Annotated in this window: 19 protein-coding genes; 10 read left to right on the top strand and 9 right to left on the bottom strand. The window is 60.6% G+C overall.

The genetic code is table 11. The features are described 5' to 3' along the window. Window positions 1-115: 115 nt before the first annotated feature. Both ACVWWD_RS27695 and ACVWWD_RS27690 read left to right on the top strand, forming a co-directional pair. Window positions 116-625, top strand: coding sequence for an EF-hand domain-containing protein (locus ACVWWD_RS27695; RefSeq protein ID WP_352548031.1), 510 nt, complete (start codon window positions 116-118; stop codon window positions 623-625). A 609-nt stretch (window positions 626-1234) separates the two neighbouring features. After that, window positions 1235-3844, top strand: a complete 2610-nt coding sequence (locus ACVWWD_RS27690; protein ID WP_198019226.1) for a bifunctional diguanylate cyclase/phosphodiesterase — start codon at window positions 1235-1237, stop codon at window positions 3842-3844. A gap of 231 nt (window positions 3845-4075) precedes the next feature. On the opposite strand, the gene ACVWWD_RS27685 is transcribed toward ACVWWD_RS27690, so the two are convergent. From ACVWWD_RS27685 to ACVWWD_RS27665, 5 genes are all read right to left on the bottom strand, one after another. Beyond that, window positions 4076-4783 carry a phosphatase PAP2 family protein gene (locus ACVWWD_RS27685; protein ID WP_352548029.1) on the bottom strand — a complete coding sequence of 236 codons (708 nt, stop codon included), beginning with the start codon at window positions 4781-4783 and terminating at the stop codon, window positions 4076-4078. A 561-nt stretch (window positions 4784-5344) separates the two neighbouring features. Beyond that, window positions 5345-6160 (bottom strand): metallophosphoesterase family protein, encoded by an 816-nt coding sequence (locus ACVWWD_RS27680; RefSeq protein WP_023781568.1) that lies wholly within the window; start codon window positions 6158-6160, stop codon window positions 5345-5347. 19 nt (window positions 6161-6179) lie between these two features. Next, on the bottom strand, window positions 6180-7088 hold the full coding sequence (locus ACVWWD_RS27675) for a diacylglycerol/lipid kinase family protein (RefSeq protein WP_352564684.1): 909 nt from the start codon (window positions 7086-7088) through the stop codon (window positions 6180-6182). Between the two features lie 102 nt (window positions 7089-7190). Continuing rightward, window positions 7191-7646, bottom strand: coding sequence for a hypothetical protein (locus ACVWWD_RS27670; RefSeq protein ID WP_352548025.1), 456 nt, complete (start codon window positions 7644-7646; stop codon window positions 7191-7193). Window positions 7647-7836: 190 nt separating this feature from the next. Further along, window positions 7837-8907 (bottom strand): LacI family DNA-binding transcriptional regulator, encoded by a 1071-nt coding sequence (locus tag ACVWWD_RS27665; RefSeq protein ID WP_023781571.1) that lies wholly within the window; start codon window positions 8905-8907, stop codon window positions 7837-7839. A 192-nt stretch (window positions 8908-9099) separates the two neighbouring features. On the opposite strand from ACVWWD_RS27665, the gene ACVWWD_RS27660 reads away from it, so the two are divergent. The 3 genes from ACVWWD_RS27660 (at window position 9100) to ACVWWD_RS27650 (ending at window position 12763) form a co-directional block, all read left to right on the top strand. Continuing rightward, window positions 9100-9942 carry an ABC transporter substrate-binding protein gene (locus ACVWWD_RS27660; RefSeq protein WP_051407661.1) on the top strand — a complete coding sequence of 281 codons (843 nt, stop codon included), beginning with the start codon at window positions 9100-9102 and terminating at the stop codon, window positions 9940-9942. 87 nt (window positions 9943-10029) lie between these two features. After that, window positions 10030-11571: an amino acid ABC transporter permease/ATP-binding protein gene (locus tag ACVWWD_RS27655; protein WP_352548021.1), complete on the top strand. Its 1542-nt coding sequence runs from the start codon at window positions 10030-10032 to the stop codon at window positions 11569-11571. A gap of 70 nt (window positions 11572-11641) precedes the next feature. After that, on the top strand, window positions 11642-12763 hold the full coding sequence (locus ACVWWD_RS27650; protein WP_352548019.1) for an NAD(P)/FAD-dependent oxidoreductase: 1122 nt from the start codon (window positions 11642-11644) through the stop codon (window positions 12761-12763). 912 nt (window positions 12764-13675) lie between these two features. On the opposite strand, the gene ACVWWD_RS27645 is transcribed toward ACVWWD_RS27650, so the two are convergent. The 4 genes from ACVWWD_RS27645 to mocR form a co-directional block, all read right to left on the bottom strand. After that, window positions 13676-13903 (bottom strand): hypothetical protein, encoded by a 228-nt coding sequence (locus ACVWWD_RS27645; protein WP_023773548.1) that lies wholly within the window; start codon window positions 13901-13903, stop codon window positions 13676-13678. Between the two features lie 425 nt (window positions 13904-14328). Continuing rightward, the gene (locus ACVWWD_RS27640; RefSeq protein WP_084056228.1) at window positions 14329-14559 is read right to left on the bottom strand and encodes a DUF6074 family protein; all 231 of its coding nucleotides are present in this window, start codon (window positions 14557-14559) and stop codon (window positions 14329-14331) included. Window positions 14560-16134: 1575 nt separating this feature from the next. Further along, window positions 16135-16614: a hypothetical protein gene (locus ACVWWD_RS27635; RefSeq protein ID WP_457103527.1), complete on the bottom strand. Its 480-nt coding sequence runs from the start codon at window positions 16612-16614 to the stop codon at window positions 16135-16137. Between the two features lie 495 nt (window positions 16615-17109). After that, window positions 17110-18588, bottom strand: a complete 1479-nt coding sequence (mocR, locus tag ACVWWD_RS27630) for a rhizopine catabolism transcriptional regulator MocR (RefSeq protein WP_352548016.1) — start codon at window positions 18586-18588, stop codon at window positions 17110-17112. A 234-nt stretch (window positions 18589-18822) separates the two neighbouring features. Between mocR and iolE the strand changes: the two genes are divergently transcribed. From iolE to ACVWWD_RS27605, 5 genes are read left to right on the top strand one after another with little or no spacing between them, the layout of a single operon-like run. Further along, window positions 18823-19731 (top strand): myo-inosose-2 dehydratase, encoded by a 909-nt coding sequence (gene iolE, locus ACVWWD_RS27625; RefSeq protein WP_023781579.1) that lies wholly within the window; start codon window positions 18823-18825, stop codon window positions 19729-19731. A 28-nt stretch (window positions 19732-19759) separates the two neighbouring features. Beyond that, window positions 19760-20851 (top strand): ABC transporter ATP-binding protein, encoded by a 1092-nt coding sequence (locus ACVWWD_RS27620; RefSeq protein WP_352548014.1) that lies wholly within the window; start codon window positions 19760-19762, stop codon window positions 20849-20851. 1 nt (window position 20852) lies between these two features. Beyond that, window positions 20853-22172 (top strand): extracellular solute-binding protein, encoded by a 1320-nt coding sequence (locus ACVWWD_RS27615; RefSeq protein WP_352548012.1) that lies wholly within the window; start codon window positions 20853-20855, stop codon window positions 22170-22172. After that, entirely contained in the window at window positions 22169-23080 is a 912-nt protein-coding gene (locus ACVWWD_RS27610; RefSeq protein ID WP_352548010.1) for a carbohydrate ABC transporter permease, read from the top strand. Before ACVWWD_RS27615 ends, ACVWWD_RS27610 begins: the two co-directional genes overlap by 4 nt. Next, window positions 23077-23895, top strand: coding sequence for a carbohydrate ABC transporter permease (locus tag ACVWWD_RS27605; RefSeq protein ID WP_352548008.1), 819 nt, complete (start codon window positions 23077-23079; stop codon window positions 23893-23895). The genes ACVWWD_RS27610 and ACVWWD_RS27605 overlap by 4 nt, the downstream gene beginning before the upstream one ends. Window positions 23896-23914 lie beyond the last annotated feature (19 nt).

Here is a 23914-nt window from a genome sequence, read left to right as displayed (position 1 = left end):
GGGATGATCGGAGCTATGCCGCTTTTACGTCCGATGCCCAGGAACCATGAACCGAGCTGCTGGTTGGGACAGCACGCCGGCTGGTCGGCTTGGCAATCATCAAAGGAGGAACCCAATGACACGTTCTGTCACAACTGCAGTATTGGCTGCCGCGTTCGCTATGCTCGCCGCGTCAGCGTTTGCTCAATCCGCGGATGCTCCCAAGCCTGTCTCACCAGCCCAGGATCGGCCCGCGGGTGAAGCCGGACAGAACCAGCAAGCAATGCGTCAAATGATGCGCGAGATGATGGATGAGATGCTGCAGGAGAGAACAGCAAAGGACCGAGACCCAGAGGCGGATTGGCGACAGAGGGGCCCGAAGCTTCAGGACGAAGAAATGGGCGATCGTGGCCCGGGACATATGAGGCATGGCCGCAGGGCGGGGGCCGATATGATGCAGAGTGCCAAAATGAGAATCATGTTCGCTATCATGGACACGGACGGTGATGGTACGCTGTCGCGGACGGAGGTTCAGGATTTCATCGGGCGGATCTTTAACGCTGTCGACGAGGACGGCGATGAAAGCGTCGACATGCAGGAACTCCAATCGTTTCTCCGACCCGGAGGAGACCAGGACCGACGTTAGAGCCGACGGGTTGTCTGTCCGAATCTAGAGGCCACAGGAGATGGGTGGAGCGCGGTGTTTGGCTCCTCGCCGTCCCATGCTCCGCTGATCCTCGCTTGGATCAATGGGGTAGGACTTGCGCAGGCTCGCACGAGGCTGTGCGCCAGATCCGTCGACACGACGACCACAGAGGCTGCAGATGATCTGGTGGAGCTCACGCCGCGCACCGCCATTGAGGAAGTAGCGGGGCGACCTGAGGAAATCAGCCTGTTCAGCTGGCTCAGCGCAATTATGGCGCGACATCGGAAGTGAGAGCTCCGGGGCCGCCGACCCGCTCCCAACCTGCAGGCACGTCAAACAGCCCTTCCGCCCTCAATGCACTCAGAAGGCGCCACGTCTTGCTCGCCCAGGCAGTTGGGGGACGCTCGTCGCGGTGTTCCTTCCAAGAGTGCCGCTCTTCAGACCCCGATGCCGGCTTCATGACCTCCTTGCGAGCGCGCCATCCAATGCTGAAATTGCTCGGCATGATGGAAAAGCAAATTTAAGTACTTTCTACTAGGGTCGGCCGAGGGTTTGTCCCGGGAAAGGTATTTGGGTCAATTGGCCAGCATCGCATCCAGTCTCAGTCAGTTGAGACGCTCGGTTTTGTCTTCAGCGAACCTGCCGGCGGCGATCGCTTTTGCGGTGCTTGTGATCTGCGCCGTTTTGGCGGACCGTGAAAACAGGATCGTTTCGGACCAACTGGCGCGCGCCGACGTCTTGGCCAAGGTGAACATCATTAGGGCCAAGCTGGAAGGCAACATCAACGGCAATCTCCAGCTTACGCGCGGCCTCGTTTCGGCGATCGTGACCGAGCCCTATATGGGGCAACAGAGGTTTGCGGCCCTGGCCAGCAACCTGTTTGAGCAGGAATCTCAACTGCGCAACATCGCCGGCGCGCCGGACCTCGTTATCTCGCTAATGTATCCAATGCCCGGCAACGAAAAGGCCATCGGCCTCGATTATCGCAAGAACGATGCCCAACGCACCGCCGCCCTCAGGGCGCGCGACCTGCGGGCGCCCGTGCTGGCCGGTCCGGTCGACCTGGCGCAGGGCGGCCAAGGTTTCATCGGCCGCTTTCCGGTCTTCGTGAAGACGGCGGGCGGCGGCGATCGCTTCTGGGGCATCGTCTCGGTCGTCGTTGACGTCGAGCGCCTCTATAAGGCAAGCGGTCTTTTCGACGGCAATCTCGACATCGAGATCGCGCTGACCGGCAAGGACGGCCTTGGCGGGACGGGTGATCGCTTCTTCGGTGGCGCGAGTGTCACGCGTGCCAACCCGGTGACCGAGACGGTGCATCTGCCGTCCGGTTCCTGGCAGATCGCCGCGATCCCCAGAGGTGGCTGGGCCGCATCGGCGAAGAATGCCTGGGCCCTGCGGGCCATCATGGCATTGGCCGGTGCGCTTGTGGTACTGCCCATTCTCGTTGCGGGGAGACTGTTCGGCGAGAGGCAAAAAAACTTCGCCGAGCTCAGGCGATTGTCCGGTCGCCTGGAACTCGCGCTGGATGCATCGGGGATCGGTGTCTGGGAGCACAATATTGCCACCAACGAGCTGGTGTGGGACGACCGTGTCAACGAAATCTACGGCAGGCCGGCTGACGGGAAGCCGCGCGGCTATGATGACTGGGCGTCAGCGATTCATCCGCAGGACATCGAACGGGCGCAGCGGGATTTCGATGCGGCTGCGGCGGTAAAGGGCCCTTATTCGTCGCAATACCGGATCGTCCATCCGGATGGCGAGATCCGGCATGTGCGCACGCGCGCGACCTATTTCCAGGAGCGCAACAACACGCCCAGGATGATCGGCGCCGAATGGGACGTGACAAGCGATGTCGTGCTCAACGAAAATCTTGTGCGAGAAAGGCAGTTATCGGAACTGCGGAACGCCGAGCTTGAAGTGGCCAAGGGGCGCATCGAACATGTGGCGCTGCACGATTCGCTCACCGGCCTGCCGAACCGCCGCTATCTCGACGAAATGCTGGCGAAGACCGCCTGTCAGGGTGAACGAACCGCACTCCTGCATATGGATCTCGACCGCTTCAAGCAGATCAACGACACGCTCGGGCACGCGGCTGGCGACGCCATGTTGATGCATGCCTCGAAGGTGATCACGGCCAATGCGGGACGAGCCGACTTCGTCGCGCGCATTGGTGGCGACGAGTTCGTGGTCATTTGTGCCGGGCGCGACGACGCCGAACTCGCCGCACTGGCCGACCGCATCATCGATGAGATGCGGCAACCCGTCGATTTCCGTGGCCACCAGTGCCGGTTCGGCGTTAGCATTGGAATTGCGGCGAATACGGGTGAGGGGCTCGACGCACGGCAACTCCTGGTCAACGCTGATCTCGCCCTTTATCGGGCGAAGAGCCGGGGCCGAAACCGCTACGAGTTCTTCAACGACGAGCTGCAAAGTGAAATCGTGCAGACCAAGCGGACCGCCGACGAGATCCTTGGCGGTCTCGAGCGCAACGAATTCATCGTTTTTTACCAGCCGCAGTTTGACGCCGGAACCTTGGAGATTGTCGGCGTGGAGGCCCTGGCACGCTGGCGGCACCCGACGCGCGGAATCCTGGGCCCCGACGTCTTTCTCAGGGTTGCGGAGGAACTGAACGTCGTCGCGCTGATCGACCGAACGGTCCTCAAAAGGACGTTGGTCGACTTTGAGCGCTGGCAGCTTCAGCACCTCGATATTCCACACGTTTCCGTCAACGTCTCGGCACGCCGGCTTGAGGACAAGGACCTCATCGATGGCCTGCGCAAGCTCAACATCCGCGAAGGCACGGTCTCGTTCGAACTTGTCGAGTCCATCTTCCTCGATGAGAATGACGACCTCGTCGCCTGGAACATCGAGCACATCAAGGACCTCGGTATCGACATTGAGATTGACGATTTTGGCACCGGCTACGCCTCGATCGTCAGTCTGCTCAAGCTCCAGCCGCGCCGACTGAAGATTGATCGCCAGCTGATCACACCCGTCACCAGCTCGCTGCCGCAACGGCGTTTGGTGTCATCCATCATCGAGATCGGGAAATCGCTCGGCATCGAAGTGGTGGCCGAGGGCGTCGAGACGATGGAGCATGCGCGCATCTTGAAGGAGCTCGGCTGCGACCTGCTGCAGGGCTACGCGCTCGGGAGACCGATGGACGCCAAGGCCTTGGAACGCTTCGCCCAATCTCGCAAATGGCCGGCCACGGGATAGCCGTCTGGCTCTCACCGAGTTGGCTTGGCGTTGATCTTGCAAGAATGGAAGGTTGTGCGGCTTCCTCGGCTATCCGCCCTAGTCATCTGGACCTCAAGTCCGTTGGATTGTCAGCTGTTCGGCTAGTCGAAGAAGACCGGAGCGATGGCGAACGCTGGCCGGCCGACGGCGTCTCTGGAGACCGGCATATCGCAGCCTGTCGGAGCAAGATTGTTCCGAAAGGGAGGCGGATCAGGACCCGCGCCGCTGCTCAATACAATGGGCCGCCGACCAGCAAAGGATTGCCCAAGCTGATCCGACGCACCATCCTGCAAGTACATCCGTGGGGTAGTGAACGCCGAGATAAATCCGGCTCGTTCCGACCATGATGGTCAGGAACACCGCCAGGGCAACGAAATACCCTTTCACCCGGCGATCAGGACTTGCCTTGGCCAGCAAAGCTCCAAGCGTAAGGAAAGTGACAGCGGACAACATCGCGTGGCCGCTCGGAAAGCTGGCGGTAAAGACCCTGGTGGTGTGGAAAACGTCGGGTCTCTGCCGATCAAAGGCGACCTTCAAAACTGTGCTCAGGGCCTCTCCACCAGCCACCGCGGCGGTGACCAACCAAGCGTATCTCCGCTTGCGCGTTATCAGCAGGTAACCTATGGCCGCCAGCGATACAAAACCCAGGAATGCAACGCTGCCCAAGGCCGTGACGTCGCGGCCCATTTCCTCCAGCCACGGCGGCCCGATCAGATTCGTTGGATCATCGGCGCTCCGAAACGCCATGAGCACGGTCCGGTCGAATCCGCTCGTGTCACCCTCGGTAACTTCCTCGGCCAGGAGGCTGAATCCGAGGACAAGGCCGCCAGCCACAAGCAATGAAGCGATCAGCCATATAGAATCGCTGCGAAAGGCTCGCAGAAGGCCGTTTGACGAAGAGGGCGGGTTGAATTCCATCCATTCAAGCTAGGGGGCGGCTAAGTCTCGTCAATCATTTCTTCCGCCGAACGCTGCTGAAGCGCCATCAAGTCGCGTTCGATATTATCGAAAGGGTGAAGCGACCGCTCGACGACCACCTTCGACCAATAGTTTTTCTAGGTTCCCTAATGTGGTTCTCACGCCGCAACACTCCAACCGATCCGCGTGGCCTGCAATCGGGAAATTGGGGGGATGTCGATGTTGCTGCCGATTACACCGACTTGTTCCCTAGGCAACGGAGAGTGTCTTCCGTACTGGACCCTCAAAAGCGCTCGATCGAAAATGGCGAGGCAAGGAGGGGCCGCTCCTGTGAGATTGGTGGCGCTCTCTTTGCGTCGGTGCGGGAGTGGCTGAAGAAAAGTACGCCGGCGCTTCGACCGCTTCTTTAGAAGCTATCTAAAAAACGAATCCGGGTTCCTCGTTATAGTGGCCAAGTTTGGCCGACAGGAGGGGCTCGCCACCATCCATGATGACGGGGATGTCTAGAAAATCTCTGCCGCGCTCGCTTATCGTCGTGCCAGGTTTTCAGGCGGCCCTGGGTCACGCCTCGTCCAGCACCCAGCCATCTGGACCCAAACCGAACGAATACTTCGCCGAAGTGGAGAATTGTCTCGCCTGCGGCTGCCAAGCACGACATTCAAGGCGTATCCGTGGACGTTCGACGCGGATTATGTTGAACGAGTTCGCTGCGTCGCGACGGCGCGTTGAGACCGCCGTGCCTGCCTGAATGAGCAACGCTGCATATCGCGCTTTCGCGTAACGAACTGTACTGAGATTGGCTTGCTGGAGGTGATGATGCCCCGACAAGATGATGTCGACGCGGCTTTGCGAGAACGCCTCCATAGCCATTTTGGCTCGTCCGACGACTCCGGTCGCATGGCCGAATGTTCGCCCTTCGAACGGGTGATGGGTGACGACTATCTTGGTGGTTTCGTCAGCCAGGCCCGCAAATCGAGCAGTCATGGCAGCAAGCTGGCCGGCATTGATCCTTCCGTCCTTGATTGTAAAGGACCGCGCAGTGTTGATACCGACCACTGCGAGTTCGTCATTGGCATAAAACGGGTCCGTGTCTGCCTGGATAAAGTGCTTGTAGCGAGCAAGAGGCGTGAGCGTTCGCGCGAAGATGTTGAAGAGCGGCACGTCGTGATTGCCGGGCACCACAATTTGTGGGGTCGGAAGCGCATCTAGGAATTCTCGTGCTTGGCAGAATTCTGCCCGGCGAGCTCGTTGGGTCAGATCGCCCGATATAACCACCAAATCTGGTTTGCATGCCCGGACCTCGGCGCCGATCGCATCAACTATGCGAGTGTCCGTCGTGCCAAAATGGAGGTCGGACAGGTGCACAAGTGTTTGCAAGAAAATCTCCGCCTTCGGGTTACTTCGTATCCGGCTCCGGGACCGAGAGGACCTTTAGTGCCGCTGGTCGAATTTGAAAGTGCAGCGGCATCTTCATCGTTGTGGCCTCGCCGTCCACCGAAACAAGGGTCTCTCTTCTGTTCGAGATGATCTCGAGTCTTGACGGCCGAAGCAGTTCCAAGTCGCGATGGGGATCGACCAGGCCAAGCGCGATCTTGAACGGCAGCAATGCCAGCCCAAACCACGTTCGCCGCCTGACGACATAGACGCACAGTTCTCGTGAAGACAGGCTTTCGCGGTGCCCAAAATCGCCGACGTCGTAGAAATTGTTGCCGACGAACACGCACGGTGTCAGCACCTGGTCCTCACCCTTGTCGGCGGTGATACGCACAAACTGCCAAGATACCGCCCTCAATGTCCGAACAAGAGCGGGACCGATTGCTGCTAGTTTCCCCGCTCCTCGTCGCTTCTGTTCCGCAGAGCGTTCCGCGACAAAGAAGGGATAGAGACCGATCGACGAGTTGTTCAAGAAAACGCGACCGTTCACCTCCGCGACGTCGACGAGCACCGGACGTCTCGCCGCGATTACATCCATCGCCGCGTCAAGTTCCAGTGGCACGCAGAGGTCCTTCGCAAAGTGATTGAGGGTGCCAAGCGGAAGAACACCCAGGGCCACCTCAGTCCCGGCGAGAACGGCCGCGGCAGAGCTAAGCGTGCCATCCCCGCCGCCGACGACCAGAATGTTTTCACCCGACGTTGTCTTTTGGCCGACGAATTGCGAGGCGGCTTCGCTGATCTCGTTGCCCGCGACCAGTCTCACCTCTGCTTCGATTCCCCGCTTCAGCAAGCCGCCATGTACCGTCGTGGCAATGTCGTCGAGTGCGGCGACCGCACCAGCTCCATCGTTGATGAGGACTAGAACTGCCACCTCTGGCACCCCCAAAACACCGCTCCAGTAATCCGCCTCCACTATGCACTTGCATGTTGGCCCGGCTCCTTCCTTGACGGCAGGAGCCGGGTCGGCAGGCGGTTAGTCGTTGTCGCCGCCGTCCTGCTGAATGAGCACGGGACGGTTTTGGTGATGACGTTGGACGGAACTCGTCACGGTGACGGTGTCGCGGCGGTTATGGCGGTGGCGCCAGGCATGATCGCCGTTGTCGTAGAACGCCATTTGGCCGTGATGCCGGTGATGAAGACGACCACCCTCATCATTGTATATGACGGTGTGGTGGCGCCGGTGGTCGGAACTTGTCAGGATAACGGTGTCGGGGCGGTGGTGGTGGTGGCGCCAGGCATGATCACCGTTGTCGTAGACCGCTATTTGGCGATGATGTCGGTGATGAAGACTGCCTCCTTCATCATTGTACAAGACGGCGTTCTCGTGATGCCGGTGATGGGTGGAGATCACCACGTCAGCCTCGGCGGCCGAAGAGATGGTCGGGACTGCCAGACAAAGCGCCAAGGTTCCCAGGATCAAAGCTTTCATGTAGATATTCCTGTCTGCCGAAACGTCATCCCTCCACCAAGGAATGATGAACGCTTGCCTTTGTTCCGAAGCGGCGGAAGCAGGCCGTCTCCGGTCCAAAGGCGGCCACACGGGCAGGTCTCCACGCCCGGCCTCATCTCCTTGGTTCGAATTCGAGGTGAAGAGATGTTGCTGTCTCAACTGTGGTGGCTCACGGATGTGGTGCACCCACCGAGCCTCGGGTGATGATCGCGGTCCGCAGGACCAGCCTTTCCGCTGGTTGGATATCGCCTTTCAGCCGGCGGATGAGCAAGTCCGCGACGCTATGGCCAAGTGCATAGACGGGCTGGTCGACAACGGTGATCGGCGGAGTTGTGACACCGGTCCAGTCCGCATCGTGAAAGGTGATCAGCGAAATTTCGTCGGGAATCCTCATACCGCGTTGGCGAATGGTCCGCAGGATTTCCAGTGCAATGACGCTGTCAGAGGCAAGGATCGCGGTGGGTCGGTCTGGCTGGGACAGCAGTTGGTCAGTGATCCTGCGTGTCGCCTCGGCGCTTGTAGCGCCGAGCCGGACGTGGCGCTCGGGTCGATCGACTCCGGCGCCCCCGCACGTGGTGAGAAAGCCATCGATGCGCTCGCGGACCGACGACGTGTAGATTTGCCGGAGGTCAAAGTATTCGTCGCCCTTGGCTTCCACCGCGGTGACATAGGCGATATTGCGATGACCGGCGTCTATGAGCACTCGCGTCGCCTGCATGGCGGCCTCACGGTCGTCAACCGTGACAGTATCGACATCCAGGTCGGGCAGGGCTCGGTCAAGCAGGGCAAGCGGCCGACCGGAACGATGGATGTCGCGCAGATGGCTGATGTCGCGTGACTCCGAGGGTGTCACGATGAGCCCGTCGACACGCTTGCCGATCAATAGCCGTACAGCTGCCTTTTCGGCTTCGATCTTCTCGCCGGAATTCGCCAGAATGACGTTGAAGCCGGCCCCTTTCGCCGCATCGCTGATGCCTCGCACGGCCAGACTGAAGAACGGATTCTCGATGTCGCCGACGACCACCCCAATGATGCCCGATCTTCCGGTCGTCATGCTGCGGGCGAGTTCGTTCGGCCGATAATCGAGGGCCTTGGCGGCTGCCGTGACGCTCGCACGGACCGGGTCGCTGACCACACCATACCCGCCCAGCACGCGCGCGGCGGTAGCTTTCGAGACGTTTGCCGCTCGCGCAACGTCAGCGACCGTTTTGGGGCGGGCTCTGAATGGGACTTTCGTCATCGTAGAACGACTACAAGAAATGTTGACGGGAGGTCAATCGGGCGGTAGCCTGACTGATGAGACCGGTCTCATTCTGTAGAAACCGGTCTCTTTTGTAGGGCGATGAGCCGCTAAGACCCGCCTGTTGAAGGCGGCTGGAGGGCGGCCGCGAGCGAATGCCAAGAAAACAGACCTTCAGAGTGGAGAGAAGACGTGAACAAGTTTGGAATTCTTAGATGGTTGACGGCGCCGGCGCGGGCTGGCCGAGTGGCGCTTGCAATTGCGTGTGTCGGGGCTGCTTTTGTTTCGCAGGCCACCGCGGGGCAAGACAATCCCTATGGGCTTATCGATGCCAAGGTCATCAGCGTCGGCACGATGGGCGACGCTAAGCCCTACGCCTTCACCCAGGCCGATGGTACTTTCACGGGTTTCGACATCGAACTGTTCCGGAATGTCGCCAGCCGGCTAGGCTTCAAGCCCGATCAGGTGATCTTCACCGGTCAGGAGTTTTCGGCCCTGATGCCTTCGGTCGCCAATGGGCGTTTCGACATCGCGGTCGCTGCGATCGGCACGACCGAAGCGCGCAAGAAGACGGTCGATTTTTCGGACGGCTATCTCGCCGGCTACCTATCCGTTCTCACCGCCGACAAGACGATCACCTCGGCTGACGGACTCAAGGGCAAGCGTCTTGGGGTCGTGCAGGGCACGCTGCAGGAAATCTATGCCGCAAAAAATTTCGCGGGAACCGATCTGGTCAAATTCCCCGACAACAACTCGGCCGTCTCGGCGCTCAACAACGGCACCGTCGATGCTCATTTTCTCGATTACGAGGCGGCCAAGGACTATGGCCAGCGCTACCCGGAGCTGAAGATTGCAGTCAATATCCCATCGTTCGACGCGCCAGCGGGCTTCGTCATTCGCAAGGGCAACGACAAGCTGCGTACTGCGCTGAACACCGCCCTGCATGCAGCCATGCAGGACGGCACGTGGAAGACGCTTTATGAAAAGTGGTTCCCCGGTTCGCCGATGCCCGATCAATACCTTCCCAAGAAGTGACCACCGCAGCCGTCGGCCAGGGTCGGCGGCTGGAAACCTCTCTGACCGCATGATGAGTTCGCACCCGCGCCATGAGAAGGGGCCCGAATGAACTGGCTTGAAAACCTGCGTCGCAGTTTTCTCGACTGGCAAGCCATGGCCGACGTGCTACCCAGCATGATCACCATCGGACTGAAAAACACCTTGGTCCTTGCGGCCGCTTCGACGGTGCTCGGGGTCGCAATAGGCATGGTCCTGGCAATCATGGGCATTTCGCAATCACGTTGGCTGCGCATTCCCGCCCGGATCTATACGGATGTCTTCCGCGGACTTCCGGCGATCGTCACGATCCTGCTGATCGGCCAGGGCTTCGCCCGCATGGGCCGTGAAATCTTCGGCCCTTCGCCTTATCCGCTCGGCATCCTTGCACTGAGCCTGATCGCCGGCGCCTATATCGGAGAGATCTTTCGCTCGGGCATACAGAGCGTCGAACGCGGCCAGATGGAGGCCTGCAGGGCGCTCAGCATGAGTTACGGCCAAGGCATGCGCCTGATCGTGGTTCCGCAAGGCATCCGCCGCGTCCTGCCGGCCCTGGTCAACCAGTTCATAGGCAATGTCAAGGATTCGAGCCTGGTCTATTTCCTCGGCCTGCTCGCATCGGAGCGCGAGATTTTCCGTGTCGGCCAGGATCAGGCGGTGGTCACGGGAAATCTGTCGCCATTGCTCCTGGCTGGCGTTTTCTATCTCGTCATCACCGTACCCTTGACCCATGTGGTCAATCACATCGACAACCGGCTGCGGACTGGAAAGCAAAAAGCTGGCATGGTCACAAGCGGCCTGGCCGAGGTGAGTGAACTGGAAGGCGCCACCAGCAGCGCATCGTCGGAGGCAGGTTTCGGATCCTCGTCGGAGCGTCCCCTGTTCAAGGGCGGCAGTCTCGCCGTCAGCAGGCTGGATATGGCTTATGGCGAGCTCGACGTCCTCAAGAGCGTCAGCCTGACGGTCAAGGCAGGTACGGTCACTTGCATCATCGGTCCCTCGGGTTCGGGTAAGTCGACGCTATTGCGTTGCCTCAATCGTCTGGTCGAACCCAAGGGCGGCGACGTGTTGCTCGACGGAGCGAGCATCCTGGCGATGAAACCCGAGAAGCTGCGACGGCGGGTCGGGATGGTATTTCAGCACTTCAATCTCTTTCCGGATCATACCGCCCTTGAAAACGTCATGCTGTCTTTGACCAAGGTCAAGGGCATCCCGGAGCATGAAGCTTCGCGCATCGCCGAGGCACGTCTTGCCGATGTCGGCCTTGCCGCACGCAAACACCATCGCCCCGGCAGTCTTTCGGGTGGTCAGCAGCAGCGTGTGGCAATCGCCCGCGCGCTCGCCATGGATCCGGAGGTTATCCTGTTTGACGAAGTGACCAGCGCGCTTGATCCAGAACTGGTCAAGGGGGTCCTCAATCTGATGGCGGACCTTGGCCAGCGCGGCATGACGATGGTCGTCGTGACCCATGAAATGGGCTTTGCCCGCAAGGTTGCGGACCAGGTCGTTTTCATGGACGAAGGCCGCGTCATTGAGGCCGGCACACCCGCAGCGATTTTCGACACACCCAAGAGCACACGCCTAAAGCACTTCCTGGCCGAAGTGCTTTGATCCGAAGCCGAAGAACCAGGACGACACGGTCCACTCGCACGATTCATTCTCCACAGCGAAAGAACATTCCATGCCTACACACCCGGTCTCAAAAGTCGTCGTTGTCGGGGGCGGTATTTTTGGTGTCTCGTCCGCCGTTCATCTGTCGCGGCTCGGCATCGAAACCATCCTCATCAATGATGGACCGCTGGCCAGTGGAGCGTCCGGCCGGTCGCTCGCGTGGCTCAACTCCGCACGCATGCGATCGGCTGAATATCATCAGCTGCGCATGATCGGCATCGACCGGTACCGCACCTTGTCGGCAAAATACCCGGATGCCGCCTGGCTGCGTTTCGACGGTGGTTTGACCTGGGATGCGGACGACGCCTCGAATGAGATCATGGAAGCCTTGGCATATGAAAAGAGCCTCGGATATGACGCACGCCATTTGCTCGCAGGCGACATTCCTTCGGCTACGCCGGGCATCGCGACAAGCGCGGTCACGCGCCAGGGCGCGATCTTCAATCCGGGTGAAGGCTGGGTCGATCTTCCGTCGTTGATCAAATTGCTGGTTGCGGAATTCGTGGAGCGGGGCGGTCAGCTCGTCACTGACGCGGGGCGCGCAACGGTGACACTTGCCACGGGGCGCACCACTGGCGTCGCGACGGAGAGGGGCGCCACGTTTGCTGCCGATGCGGTCCTCTTGGCAACGGGCAGCGACGTCCCGCGCACGGTGGCGCAAACCGGGCAGCATATCCCGGACGGTACGCCGATCGCATTACTGGTCAGGACCAAGCCTGTCGCCCTTCCACTTCGGGCGGTGCTCAACACGCCGCGGGTCGCTGTTCGCCCGACGCCGGACGGAGCTCTCGTACTCGATTCCGCATGGTCCGAAGAAGAGGTAATCGTCAATCCCGACGGCACGTATGGCGTGAAGGCTTCGACCCTCCAGGGGCTTCTCGACGAAGCCTCGAAGGTGCTTGAGGGCAATCCGGAGCTGGAGTTGGAGAGCTACGGCGTCGGTCCCAAGCCGATCCCGGGCGATGGCGAGCCGGTATTTGGTCGGCTGAAGGGCACTGAGGGATATTACGTTGCCTTCAGTCACAGCGGCGCGACGCTCGGACTGATCGCTGGCGAACTGCTTGCAGGCGAGATGGCCACGGGAAACGAACATCCCTTGTTGGCCAAATTCCGCCCAACCCGGTTCGGTTGAGGAAGCGTCGAATATGCTAGTCGACTGTCAACTCTTGAGGGCCGGCAACGATCTTGTCTGTTAATCCTGCGTGAAAAACTCTTGCCGGCGATCGCTGGGCCGCGACCCTGATAATGGCGCGGTCGTGCATCTGGTGTTGGCGAACCTGTTGGCACTGCGCGGACAGAGCCGTCAGAACAAGGGCGCTGTGTGTGAGCGAAGCTTCCATTTTTTGCTGCCCCTCCTCGTTAGGGTCGAGCCAGCTTCCGGCCACCTTGACTATTGACGCTGGGCGCGACCCTTTGCGCCGCTTGCGAGAAAGGAAAGCGCACAGCGTCCTGGTTGTTCAGACCACAGGCGCGTCGAGTGACGGAAATCCTTGCCGAGGAACTCATTCGCGGCAATTCGAAATGGCCTAGGATCGATGGATCGTTTGCACGTTTGTACGGCGCACGAGGGTGAAGGTGAGAAAGCAAAATCAGAGCTGGTGTAGGCTAATCCCGGGGCTGCAGCTCCACCGAGCGTAAGACCTGGAACCCCACCGGGGGTTCCGAGGTCGCAACCCGGGAACAAAGCTGGACCGTCCTGCGTTGGACAGCCAATGGAACAGCTTGGATCAGATTTGGCGGCGATGGCGCAACCTGGCTACTGGTTGGCTATGGTGTTTTTGTTCATCCCTTACGCAATCGGCGTGTTGTTGCTGATCAGGTCGTGCCACTGCCTTTGACTTCATCCGCCGGCCTTGAGTTGCAGAGCGCCAGCTGCGCGACTGACCGAGTTTGCGATCTTATGTCGGAATCAGCCAGGTCGCGTGACGCGCGGTCCGAGGTCTTCTTGAAGAGCTATCCGCACTCATCCGAAGACCCCAATTCCACATTGTTGGGGACTTGTGTCAGGCCGTGAGAATTGATCGAGTACCTGCGTCTATTGGCACTATGCCGCCTGCGCAGGCTCATCGAGGTCGAACTCGACAATCTGTCCTCGATCGATCGCAGCTCTGGCGATGAGCGTTGCCAATTCACGATCAGAAGCGAGGCATTCCCGGAAAACCGTGCGTATCGCCACCACGGCAGCCGATACTGACAGCGGCCAAGGTTTGCCTCTCCTGCACTCAATATAGTGCTGAACAAGATAGTCGAGATCGCGGCGCTTCTGGCTCATCGCTGCCTCCGTTCCTGGGGAATTTACAGGAGTGAGGCTCGCCCGCACTTAGATTTGTTAAAAGGACTCAATTTGTTTTGCTCGGGAACAATTCAGCCTAGGTGCTTGGCCAAGGAGAAGGTCGATCGTCTGATGGAAGCTCATGCCGCGGCGGCATTGTCCGGCACGTTGCCGCTTCGTATCACCGTCTGCTAACACTGGTAAGGATTTCTGGTGGCCCTGTATTCCGATTCCCAAGGCAGCACCTCGAAGTCAGGCTGATATCCGGACGCTCTGTAGTCGTCCTGCGATAGGTAACTGCACCGAGTTCCCTCTCTCACGCAGACAAAGGCGGGAACGCCCGGGCACCGGTAAAGGCCAACTATGTGCAAAACGGAACTCCTCATTGTCGTAGGCTTTTCATAGCCTGCGACAATCGTCTCCATCTATTTTGATGAAACCGTCGTTCGCATGCGTTGAACCGCATCGAAGAACCGGACGACCTCAGTGCGCGCCCGGTCTGTGTCATGGCCGCGTTCAATCGCGACTGACAACAGATGCTTAGCCGTTTCGTCCCAAAGCACGGCCGCTTCGTCATTCGGAAGCCGAGCTATTGCGTCGGCGACGATCCTAACTGAGGAAAGCTCTCGGCTTACGGGAAAGGCAGACACTGACATGGGTTGAACCGTTCGAGCCTGACACACCCGCGCGGGTTTCAGTCGGCGGGACCAGGCTAAAACAACAGTCTCCGCCAGAACACCTCTGCTCGACGACTTTCCACCGATTTCGTCAACCAATTGCAGCTTCGAGGCCTGCTCGTGCTCAGGAACACGCACGCCGGGCCGCCACCGAAAGGCATACAGCGGTCGCCAGCCCAATCGAGCCGGGATCATCGGCAGGGCGAAGCCCTTTCGCGGTGAGGAGGATTTGCGGCGCACTTCGCTTTTCAGAGAGGATCACATGAATGACCTCACCAGGCGGGCGAGGGGGAGACTTACGATTTCACGCAACCAAGTCAGTTTGTCGGCATTGATACCTGGAAGCGCCGGAGGACGCCCATGCTACATTGTAGCGTGCCCCGCGAATTTGAGATCGGTGACGAGGTCGCGTTGACGGGCACCGTTACCTCGATACTGCCGAGTGGACGCGCCCAAGTAAGCATTTCGTCGTATGGTCAACCCTATTCGGTTGACCCGCCACCCAAAACGCGCGCTGGAGATGAGGTGGTTCTCGTCGGGGATATCATCCGCATCGATCGCCAAGCCGACAAATTGACAGTGCGGATTGACTGCGGGGGCATAATCACTGTCGGACACTCTGCGATTACCAGGTTGAAAAGGCACCGTCGGCCCGCGTCGCGCTGACACTCACGCGAAGCTTGCGGGATGTCGCATGGCCTCGTCAGAGGCCTGCGGCGGTTCGCAGGTGGCCACAGTCCGCAAGCGCTAACTTTGTTCGTTGGGCTCACCAGTTTGTGCGGTACCCGCCTCCGGAAAGGAGCGGCGTCGGGGTTGGCCTGTTGGCGAGAGACGGCCCTGCTCACGGCCTATTTGTTTGCCAAATTTGTACGCCAGGCAAAGGGCGCCGAATTGAACGAGTAAGCGTATCATGGAGGTCCTCCTTTCTCGTCATCAAACCAGCCCTGTGCGTTTAGGTTCCAGTTCAGTTTGGCCGAACGTCTGCCGCCGGCAGACAACATTCTCGTCAACGACCCGGCTCCAATCATACGCCAGCGCCGGCGACGTTTGATGGTACGGGTTCCTGCCATCCCGATCAAAGGCGGCCGGTGTTCAAACTCCACCCGGAAGGCCGGCTATTCCAAATGCAATCGCTGCTTTATTCGGCCGGTCTCTCTCGGTGGAAACAGTGCGGCTCAAAGCTCGTGCCATGGGAGCGCCTATCCCGGTCTGGGACATCGCCGATGACGAAAGGGTTTGAGTGCTGACCGTAGTCGCCCAAAGCGGCGTCCGCGTCTTGGGCGGCTAAGGCGCCGAGATGGCGCCGGCCCTCGACACGAACGAATGCGATTGCAGATCAGGCCGATATTGCACAGGTCCGCACGGCGGTCACTTCTGCATGATCGACAGCGGCGCCAAAAGTTATTTGCGCAATAGCCTTGTCGAACGCTCGTCCGCGCCCTCCCGAGGTAAAGCGTGGAGAGAGATTCAGCACAAGTGCGATGCTGCGAAAGCCACCTCCGCCGTCCGGCGAAGGTGGCTTGATGCGTGCTTGCTTCAGGCTGGGCCGTATTCTTACAGAGATTGCAGCCGCGCGATATCCTGAGCTGTTGCAGCCCTCGTGCGCCCTGCCGCGTCCTTCACTTCGAGACGGCCATTTTCGATCTCTTCCTTGGTGCCGTCGGGATGAGTGACTTCAGTTTTGTCATCCGAGACTTCAACCTTGTCGCCGGCGGCGTCGACATGCTCCTGCCCATGATGACCCTTGTCGTGACCGCCGTCGTCGTCCCCTGCGCCACCATCGTGGCCACCGGACGCGGAGCCGCCGCCAGACCCTGAGTTGCCGCCGTGGTCTCCATCGCCGCCAGAACCGGAGTTGCCGCCATGGCCCTCACCACCTCCGCCGCTGCCGCCTTCGCTCTCGGCATAGGCGGCGGCTGGCCGCAGCTTCCCCGAGCCGACAAAGCTGACCTGATAGGGCGCAACAACCAGAACCAATGCGGCTGACGCCCGCAGAGCCAGCGGCGCTATGCCGGTGAAGGTCAATTTCTGCATGATAGATCTCCTCCTCTTGTACATAGAGGGAACGCGGAGGGGGCGCAGATATTCCCGCTCGAGCCGCGGAAAGGCGCGTGCAGGACCGTTGCGGCGATGTTACCGGCCTACTGGCTTGCACACCCCAGACTTAAGTCTGGCAGCAGATTACCGCACGCCCGTCCGCTTTCGTGGTTTGCCTGCCATTCCCAATGCCAATTTCGAATTGGCAAAACCTGAGGTCCCAGGCGAGATTGCCAGCGCCTCTCATCGTGGGGTGTCGCCGAAGTCAATTCGAAGCAACGGCTGGAATTGGCTTATCGTAGCGATCATGGCGCCGCCTTCGGGTTCACACGGCCAATCTTGCGATTTGCGCAAGGGTCGGGGTGGAGCTGCCGGCCCGAGACCGTTCAGCGGCCAGGTCCGCAGGGTGAGTTGCGCAGCCCATCGTTCGGCAAAGCCATGGCTAGGATTTCGAGGTGATGCTTGCTCCCGCTGCATGACAGGCAGACGGGCTCATGACAAAGTGCGCACTTGCTCGATGGCTTGGCGCAGACGTCGGATTCCCGCTTCGCTATCGGCCTTGTTGCAGGCGGCATAGCCAAGCACTAGGCCATTTCCGGAGGATGACCAGTAATATTTCGAAAGCGGCGATGCGTTGACACCGAGTTTGTCGGCGCATTGCACGACCGCCCGATCGTCGCAACTTTCGTGAAGCCAAGCAACGACCTGGATTCCGGCTTCCGCCGCCGAAAGGGTCATGTGATCGGCCAATTCGGTCTGGCACAATTCGTAGAAAAGCTTGCGGCGCTCGGCGTAGATGCGGCGCATGCGCTTGAGGTGGCGGGTCATGTGCCCTTCATCGATGAAATCGGCCAGCGCCGCCTGCAGCAGGAGTGGTGCGAACTGCCCAGTGGTGCTCAGCGCATGCGGAATGCCCTCGCACAAGGCGGCGGGCAAGACCATGAAGCCCAGCCTGAGCGCCGGAAACAGCAGCTTGGCAAAGGTGCCGACATAGATGACCCGGTCGGCGTAATCCATGCTCTGTATGGCGGGGACCGGCCTTCCCTGAAATCTGTACTCACCGTCGAAATCATCTTCGATGATCCACGAATTGTTGCGCTCGGCGATCTCGAACAGCCGCAGCCGCTGGTCCATGCGCATCGTGATCCCCAAGGGATGCTGGCAGGCGGGCGTCACATAGATCAGGCGCGGTGAAACCTCGGGCTGGTTCATCTGCCAGCCGTCGCGGTCGACCACAAGCGGCACAATATTGGCGCCAGCGACGGTGAAGGTCGCCTTGGCCGCGTAGTAGCCCGGTTCCTCCGCCCAGACCGTGTCGCCGGGATCGAGGAGCAGACGCGCCAGCAAATCGAACGCCGCCTGCGCCCCCGTCGTTATGACGATCTGTTCGGGAGAACACCGCACCCCCCTGGCCGAGATCAGGTAGCCGGCAATCGCCTCCTTGAGCGCCGGCAGGCCGGTCACATGATAGGTGCCGAACAACATGTCGGCGCCAAACGTTGCCCGGCGTGCAAGCAGCCTGCCCCAGACGCCAAACGGAAAGTTTTGCGGGTCCGGCATGCCCGGATGAAAGGCAAAGCGCCCCGGCGCTCCATGATGGAAGGGTTGCCGCATGAGGCTCTCGCCGCGCCTCGAAAGCGGACGGTGGATTGCCATGGCCGTGGGTTTGCCGCCTTGATCGGTCGAGTTCACGGGCAGGTCGATGACCACCGGTCGAGCGCCCTGCCGGCTCGCAAGATAACCTTCCGTAGCGAGTTGGTCATACGCGGCGACGATGGTGTTACGGGCGAGACCCAGATCCTCAGCCAGCGCGCGCGACGAGGGCAATTCCGATCCGGGCGCCAGACGACGCTCACGGATCATCGCGCCAATCTGACGATAGAGCTGGCGATGGATCGGTTCATCAATTGCCCGATCGATGATCAGCGCGTCCATCGGAAAGCCTTGGCGCTTGCGCCTCGATATCTGCATCGGAAAAGCCTCGCGGTATGAGAGCGGATCGAGCTTAAACGAGCGCCGCGGCGAGTGAAACTGGCACCTTCACTTCTCACCAAACTGGCTCTCGCGATGGAGACAGATCGGCGCTTAAATGAAAAGAAGAGGGAACGACGGGCCCAGACAGACCGCAAGATGCCGCACCGACCTGATTGGTTTCGACGAGGCACCGCCAGCAAATGGCCCCGGCCTGTCCGATGAGGAACGATGATGGCTGTCCGCATAGGCATAAATCCGATCACATGGAGCAATGACGATGTGCCCGCGCTGGGCGGGGATACGCCACTCGAGGTGTGCCTTTCCGAAACGGCCGAAGCCGGCTACGCGGGAACGGAACTCGGCGGCAAGTTCCCGCGTGCCAGCAAGGACCTGGACGCGGTTCTCGCGACCTACGGCCTTAAGCTGGTCTCGGGCTGGTACGATGGCCGGATCTGCGAAAAGGAGGTCGAGGAGGAATTCGACGCCATCCTGCCGCATCTGACGCTGCTGCGCGACCTCGGCGCCAAGCACGTCGTCTACGCCGATACGTCGCGCGGCCGCCATGGCGCCATTCACGATCCAATCTCGCAGCGTCCCAAGCTTGCTGAAGACGAGTGGGAGTCTTACGGCAAAAAGATAACGCGACTGGCTGAACGGTTCGCCGATTTTGGCGTTAGCATGGCCTTTCACCACCACATGGGGACCATCGTCGAGACGGATCACGAGATCGGCAGGCTGATGGCCGGTTCGGGGCAAGCCGTCGGCCTGCTCTATGACACCGGCCATTGCGTGTTCTCCGGCGGCGATCCCGAGACGTTGCTGCGGCATCACCTCGGCCGCGTCGTTCACGTGCATTGCAAGGATGTGCGGCCCGATGTGCTGAAGCGCGCTCGCGCCCTGGATATGAGCTTCATGGGCGCGGTGATGGAAGGCATCTTCACAGTGCCCGGCGATGGGTCCATCGACTATTCGACGCTTTTGGGCATGCTTGCCGACAATGGCTATAGCGGCTGGCTGGTGGTCGAGGCCGAACAGGATCCGAGTAAGGCCCATCCCCTTACCTATGCGAAGATGGGCTATCGCAACCTGCGCGACCTGGCCCTCGGAGCCGGTTTCGAGGTCGACGAACGGGAGAATTGATACGCTTGGGGCGCGCTGGGGAGCGGCAATGAGTTCTGTCCTGTACCAAAATGTGGTCAAGAACTACGGCGCGCTGAACGTCTTGCGCTCGCTTGACCTTGCCGTTCCCGACCACATGTTCCTGGCCCTGCTCGGTCCTTCGGGTTGCGGCAAGACGACGGCGTTGCGCATCCTTGCCGGTCTCGACATGCCGAGCGCGGGCAAGCTCTTCATCGGCGAGCGTGAGGTGACCCGGCTGCAGCCGCGCGACCGCGACATCGCCATGGTCTTCCAGAGCTATGCGCTCTATCCGCAGATGACTGTCGGTGAGAATATCGGCTATCCCTTATGGATTCGCGGCATGCCGGATGCCTCGCGCCGAGCCAAGATCGACGAGGTCGCCGCGGTCCTCGAGATCGGCCACCTCCTCGATCGCCGGCCGCGCCAGCTCTCGGGCGGGCAGAGGCAGCGCGTGGCGCTTGCGCGCGCCATTGTTCGCGATCCGGCCGCTTTCCTGATGGACGAGCCGCTGTCGAACCTTGACGCACGCCTGCGCCTGACCATGCGCGGGGAGATCAAACGGCTTTGCCAGCGGCTTGGCGCAACCACCCTCTATGTCACGCACGATCAGGTAGAGGCCTTGACCATGGCCGACTTCGTAGCGGTCATGCACGCCGGTGAACTGCAGCAGATGGCGCCGCCGGGCGATATCTACGACCGCCCAGCCAACCGTTTCGTCGCCACCTTCGTCGGCAACCCGCCGATGAACATTCTGCCGGTCGCGCTTGCCGAACAATGCATCGAGGTCGGCGGAGCATTGGTTCCGATAGAGGCGCCGCGGCTGGCAGCATGCCGCGCTGCCGGGGCGGTCGAGATCGGACTGCGGCCGGAAGACATGAGTGTTGCGGCACCCGGCACCCGGGCCGCGCTGCCCGGCGAGATCTATGTCGTCGAACCGATGGGCAACGAGACCTTGGTCAATGTCCGCATCGGCAGCGGCAATGTTTCGGTCCGTGCAGGCCGCGACTTCAGGGGCACGGTGGGCGCCAACATCGGGCTCACTTTCGATGTGTCGAATGCATGCTTCTTCGATTCCGCCGGCCTGACGGCCGTCCATAGGGTCAACAGTGATGGAGAGTGAAATGACGCAGTCCAGCATTAGCAGACTTACTCGCCGTTCCGTGCTCAAGGGGGGAATTGGCCTCGCACTTGCCTCGACGGCCCTTACGGCATTGGGCCTGCCTGTCGCGGCGAGCACCGCTGGCAAGAAGGTGATCATCGGCGCCTTCGCCGACGGCGGCCTGACCCCGTTCAAACAGAAGATCATCCCTCTGGCCAAGGATGCCGGGTTCGACATCGAGTTCCTCGAGGATGAATATGGCGTAACCCTGGAGAAGTGGTTCGCCGACGCCAAGAACAGCGCCGGCCAATACGACCTCTATCTTCTCGACGATCCTTGGGTGCCGCAGTTCGGCGCCGCCAATGTGCTGGAGGATCTTGGAGCGGCCGGCATCGATGGCGGCGACAAGGACTGGATCGGCTCGATGATCGACATGGGCTACTGGCCGCCCCAGAAAGGCCCGCGCGTGAAGGGTTTTGAAACTGCCGCGCCAGCGCTCATCTGCGTGCCGTTCGTCGGCGATCTGCAGACGCTGACTTACCGCAACGATGTCTACACAAGCGGCGCGCCGAAAACCTGGGACGAGGTCATCGCCAAGGGCAAGGAAGGCGTGGCGGCGGGCAAGATCAAATATCCGGTCGTCTTCCGGGGCGTTTCCGGCAATCCGATCGTGACCAGCTGGTACCCGGTCTTCCTGTCGTTTGGTGGCTCCTTCTTCGACGACAAGTGGAACCCGGTCTTCAATTCCGCCGCAGGCAAAGCCTCGGCCGAATTCTTCGTCGGCACCATGAAGCAAAACGCGCCGAGCGGCGTCGTCGAGTTCGACTCGGACCAGGAAGGCGCGGCGATCCTCGGCGGCGAAGCAGGTGCTATCATCCAATATTCCGGTAATGCGCTGAAGGCAGACGATCCGACGCAGACAAAGGTGGCTGGCAAGCTCGATTTCGGCGTCGTGCCGAAACAGACAGCGGCGACCGCCCAGATGGGCATCTTCATTGCCGGCATTCCGAAATCGGCGCCCAACAAGGCCAACTCGGTCGAGTTCCTGAAATGGTATGTCAGCACCGACGTCCAGGCCAAGCTGTCGGAAGCGGGTTCCATCCCGGTCAAGCGGAGCGCCTTCGGCGTCGCCAAGCCCGGCAACCGGCTGATCCCCGTCGCCTTGCAGCAGCTCGACGCTGGCGCGCTGCCGAGGCCGCGCACGCCAGATTGGGCCAAGGTCGAGGAACTGCTCGGCATCGAGCTCAACAAGGCGCTGCAGGCTGGCTCGGGTGGCGGGGCCGCGTTGGACACGGCCGCCAAGCAGGTCAAGGAGTACCTGTCTTCTGTCGGCTATTATTGAAGCCAAATGGCGGGACGCAGAGCCGCAAATACCGTCTGCAGGGGGCGGGGCTCGACCTCGCCCTCCCTTATCTCATGCTGGCGCCAGGCTTGCTGATCGTGCTGGGCGTGCTCGTCTATCCCTTGTGGGACGGCCTGCGCGCCAGCACCAAGGTCTATCGTTATGGCTCGGTAGTCGCCGATGTCGGCATGGGCAACTACATCAAACTGTGGAGCGATCCACAGTTTTTGAATTCGCTGTTGGTGACGGTCAAATTCGTCGCCCTGTCGGTCACCTTCGAGGCAATTCTGGGCTTTGCCCTGGCGCTGTTTTGCTTGCGCGAATTTCGCGGCATCCGCCTGCTGAGGACCATCCTGATTATTCCGATGGTGATAACACCGGTCGTGGTCGCCATCGTCTTCCGGCTGATCTATGCCAGCGACGCGGGCATGCTGACGGCAGTCTCCGAGTGGATGGGCGGGGGCCAGGTGCAAATTCTCGGAAATCCCATCAAGGCCTTCATCGGCCTTGTCGTGCTCGACGTCTGGGAATGGACGCCGCTGATGTTCCTGATCCTTCTGGCCGGCCTGCAGTCGCTGCCGCAAGAACCCTTCGAGGCCGCTCGCGTCGATGGCGCCGGCACCTGGCGGGTGTTTGCCGATCTTACCTTTCCTATGATGCGGCCCGTGCTGGCGATCGCCATCGTGCTGCGAACGATCGACGCCTTCGGCACGTTCGACCAGGTGTTCGTGCTCACCCGGGGCGGACCGGGCGAGGCGACGCGGCTGGTCTCGATCTATGGCTACGACACCGCCTTTAAATTCCAGCAGACGGGCTATGCGGCGGCGCTGTTCGTCACGATCGGGCTGGTCGTGCTTGCGCTGGCCCTTAGCGCCGTGCGGCTTCTGCGCAGGGTCGATGCATCATGAACAATCGTCTGGCGCGGATCGGGCTGATGAGCGCCGTATTGGCCATCGTGCTCTTGCCCGTCTACTGGCTTGTCTCGACATCGCTTAAGTCCAATCGCGAGATCACCCAGGAAGGCACGCTCTATCCACATGGTCCTACGCTGGACAATTATATCAGGTTGTTCACGGAAAAGCAGTTCGGCGCCTATCTGACCAACTCGCTGGTGGTGACGTTCTTCTCGGTGACGATCGCCTTGTTCTGCGGCGCCCTGGGCGCCTATGCGATCGCCCGCTTTCGCATGCCTTTCATGATGGAGCGCAAGGTCGGTCTGTTCCTGCTGACGCTGCGCATCGTGCCGCCGGTCGTGATCCTGATCCCGGTCTATCTGCTGATGCTCAAGCTCGGCCTGCTCGACAGCTGGTTGGGTTTGATCGCCACCTACACCGCCTTCAACATCACCTTCTGCGTCTGGATGATGGAGAGCTTCTTTCGGGAAATCCCCGTGGATCTCGAGGAAGCCGCCATGGTCGATGGCGATTCCCGCTTCGGTGCGTTCCGGCGCATCACCCTGCCGCTGGCAGCTCCCGGCCTCGCGGCGACCGCCATCTTTGCCGTGCTTGTCACTTTCAACGAATTCCTGTTCGCTCTGGCGCTAACGGCCACGCCCCGCGCGATGACGATGCCACGCGGCACCGCCACGCTGATCGGCCGCATCGACACCGACTGGGCCTCGATGTCGGCCGCTGGCGTTATCGGCGCGTTGCCGATCGTCGTCTTCGCGCTGTTGGTGCAGCGCCATCTGGTTCGCGGACTGACCATGGGAGCCGTCAAATGACGACCCGGCTGGGCAGTCA

This window comes from Mesorhizobium sp. URHB0026 (genome assembly GCF_054059755.1).
The sequence above is the reverse complement of the archived record's forward strand: the minus strand, read 5'-3'. Positions and strand labels throughout refer to the sequence as shown.

What these genes read in the sequence shown, in the direction of transcription:
- ACVWWD_RS27695 (WP_352548031.1), top strand. Translation starts at nt 116, where the DNA reads ATGACACGTTCTGTCACAACTGCAGTATTGGCTGCCGCGTTCGCTATG.
- ACVWWD_RS27685 (WP_352548029.1), bottom strand. Translation starts at nt 4,783, where the DNA reads ATGGAATTCAACCCGCCCTCTTCGTCAAACGGCCTTCTGCGAGCCTTT.
- ACVWWD_RS27670 (WP_352548025.1), bottom strand. Translation starts at nt 7,646, where the DNA reads ATGAAAGCTTTGATCCTGGGAACCTTGGCGCTTTGTCTGGCAGTCCCG.
- ACVWWD_RS27665 (WP_023781571.1), bottom strand. Translation starts at nt 8,907, where the DNA reads ATGACGAAAGTCCCATTCAGAGCCCGCCCCAAAACGGTCGCTGACGTT.
- ACVWWD_RS27655 (WP_352548021.1), top strand. Translation starts at nt 10,030, where the DNA reads ATGAACTGGCTTGAAAACCTGCGTCGCAGTTTTCTCGACTGGCAAGCC.
- ACVWWD_RS27650 (WP_352548019.1), top strand. Translation starts at nt 11,642, where the DNA reads ATGCCTACACACCCGGTCTCAAAAGTCGTCGTTGTCGGGGGCGGTATT.
- ACVWWD_RS27645 (WP_023773548.1), bottom strand. Translation starts at nt 13,903, where the DNA reads ATGAGCCAGAAGCGCCGCGATCTCGACTATCTTGTTCAGCACTATATT.
- ACVWWD_RS27640 (WP_084056228.1), bottom strand. Translation starts at nt 14,559, where the DNA reads ATGTCAGTGTCTGCCTTTCCCGTAAGCCGAGAGCTTTCCTCAGTTAGG.
- ACVWWD_RS27635 (WP_457103527.1), bottom strand. Translation starts at nt 16,614, where the DNA reads ATGCAGAAATTGACCTTCACCGGCATAGCGCCGCTGGCTCTGCGGGCG.
- mocR (WP_352548016.1), bottom strand. Translation starts at nt 18,588, where the DNA reads ATGCAGATATCGAGGCGCAAGCGCCAAGGCTTTCCGATGGACGCGCTG.
- iolE (WP_023781579.1), top strand. Translation starts at nt 18,823, where the DNA reads ATGGCTGTCCGCATAGGCATAAATCCGATCACATGGAGCAATGACGAT.
- ACVWWD_RS27620 (WP_352548014.1), top strand. Translation starts at nt 19,760, where the DNA reads ATGAGTTCTGTCCTGTACCAAAATGTGGTCAAGAACTACGGCGCGCTG.
- ACVWWD_RS27615 (WP_352548012.1), top strand. Translation starts at nt 20,853, where the DNA reads ATGACGCAGTCCAGCATTAGCAGACTTACTCGCCGTTCCGTGCTCAAG.
- ACVWWD_RS27605 (WP_352548008.1), top strand. Translation starts at nt 23,077, where the DNA reads ATGAACAATCGTCTGGCGCGGATCGGGCTGATGAGCGCCGTATTGGCC.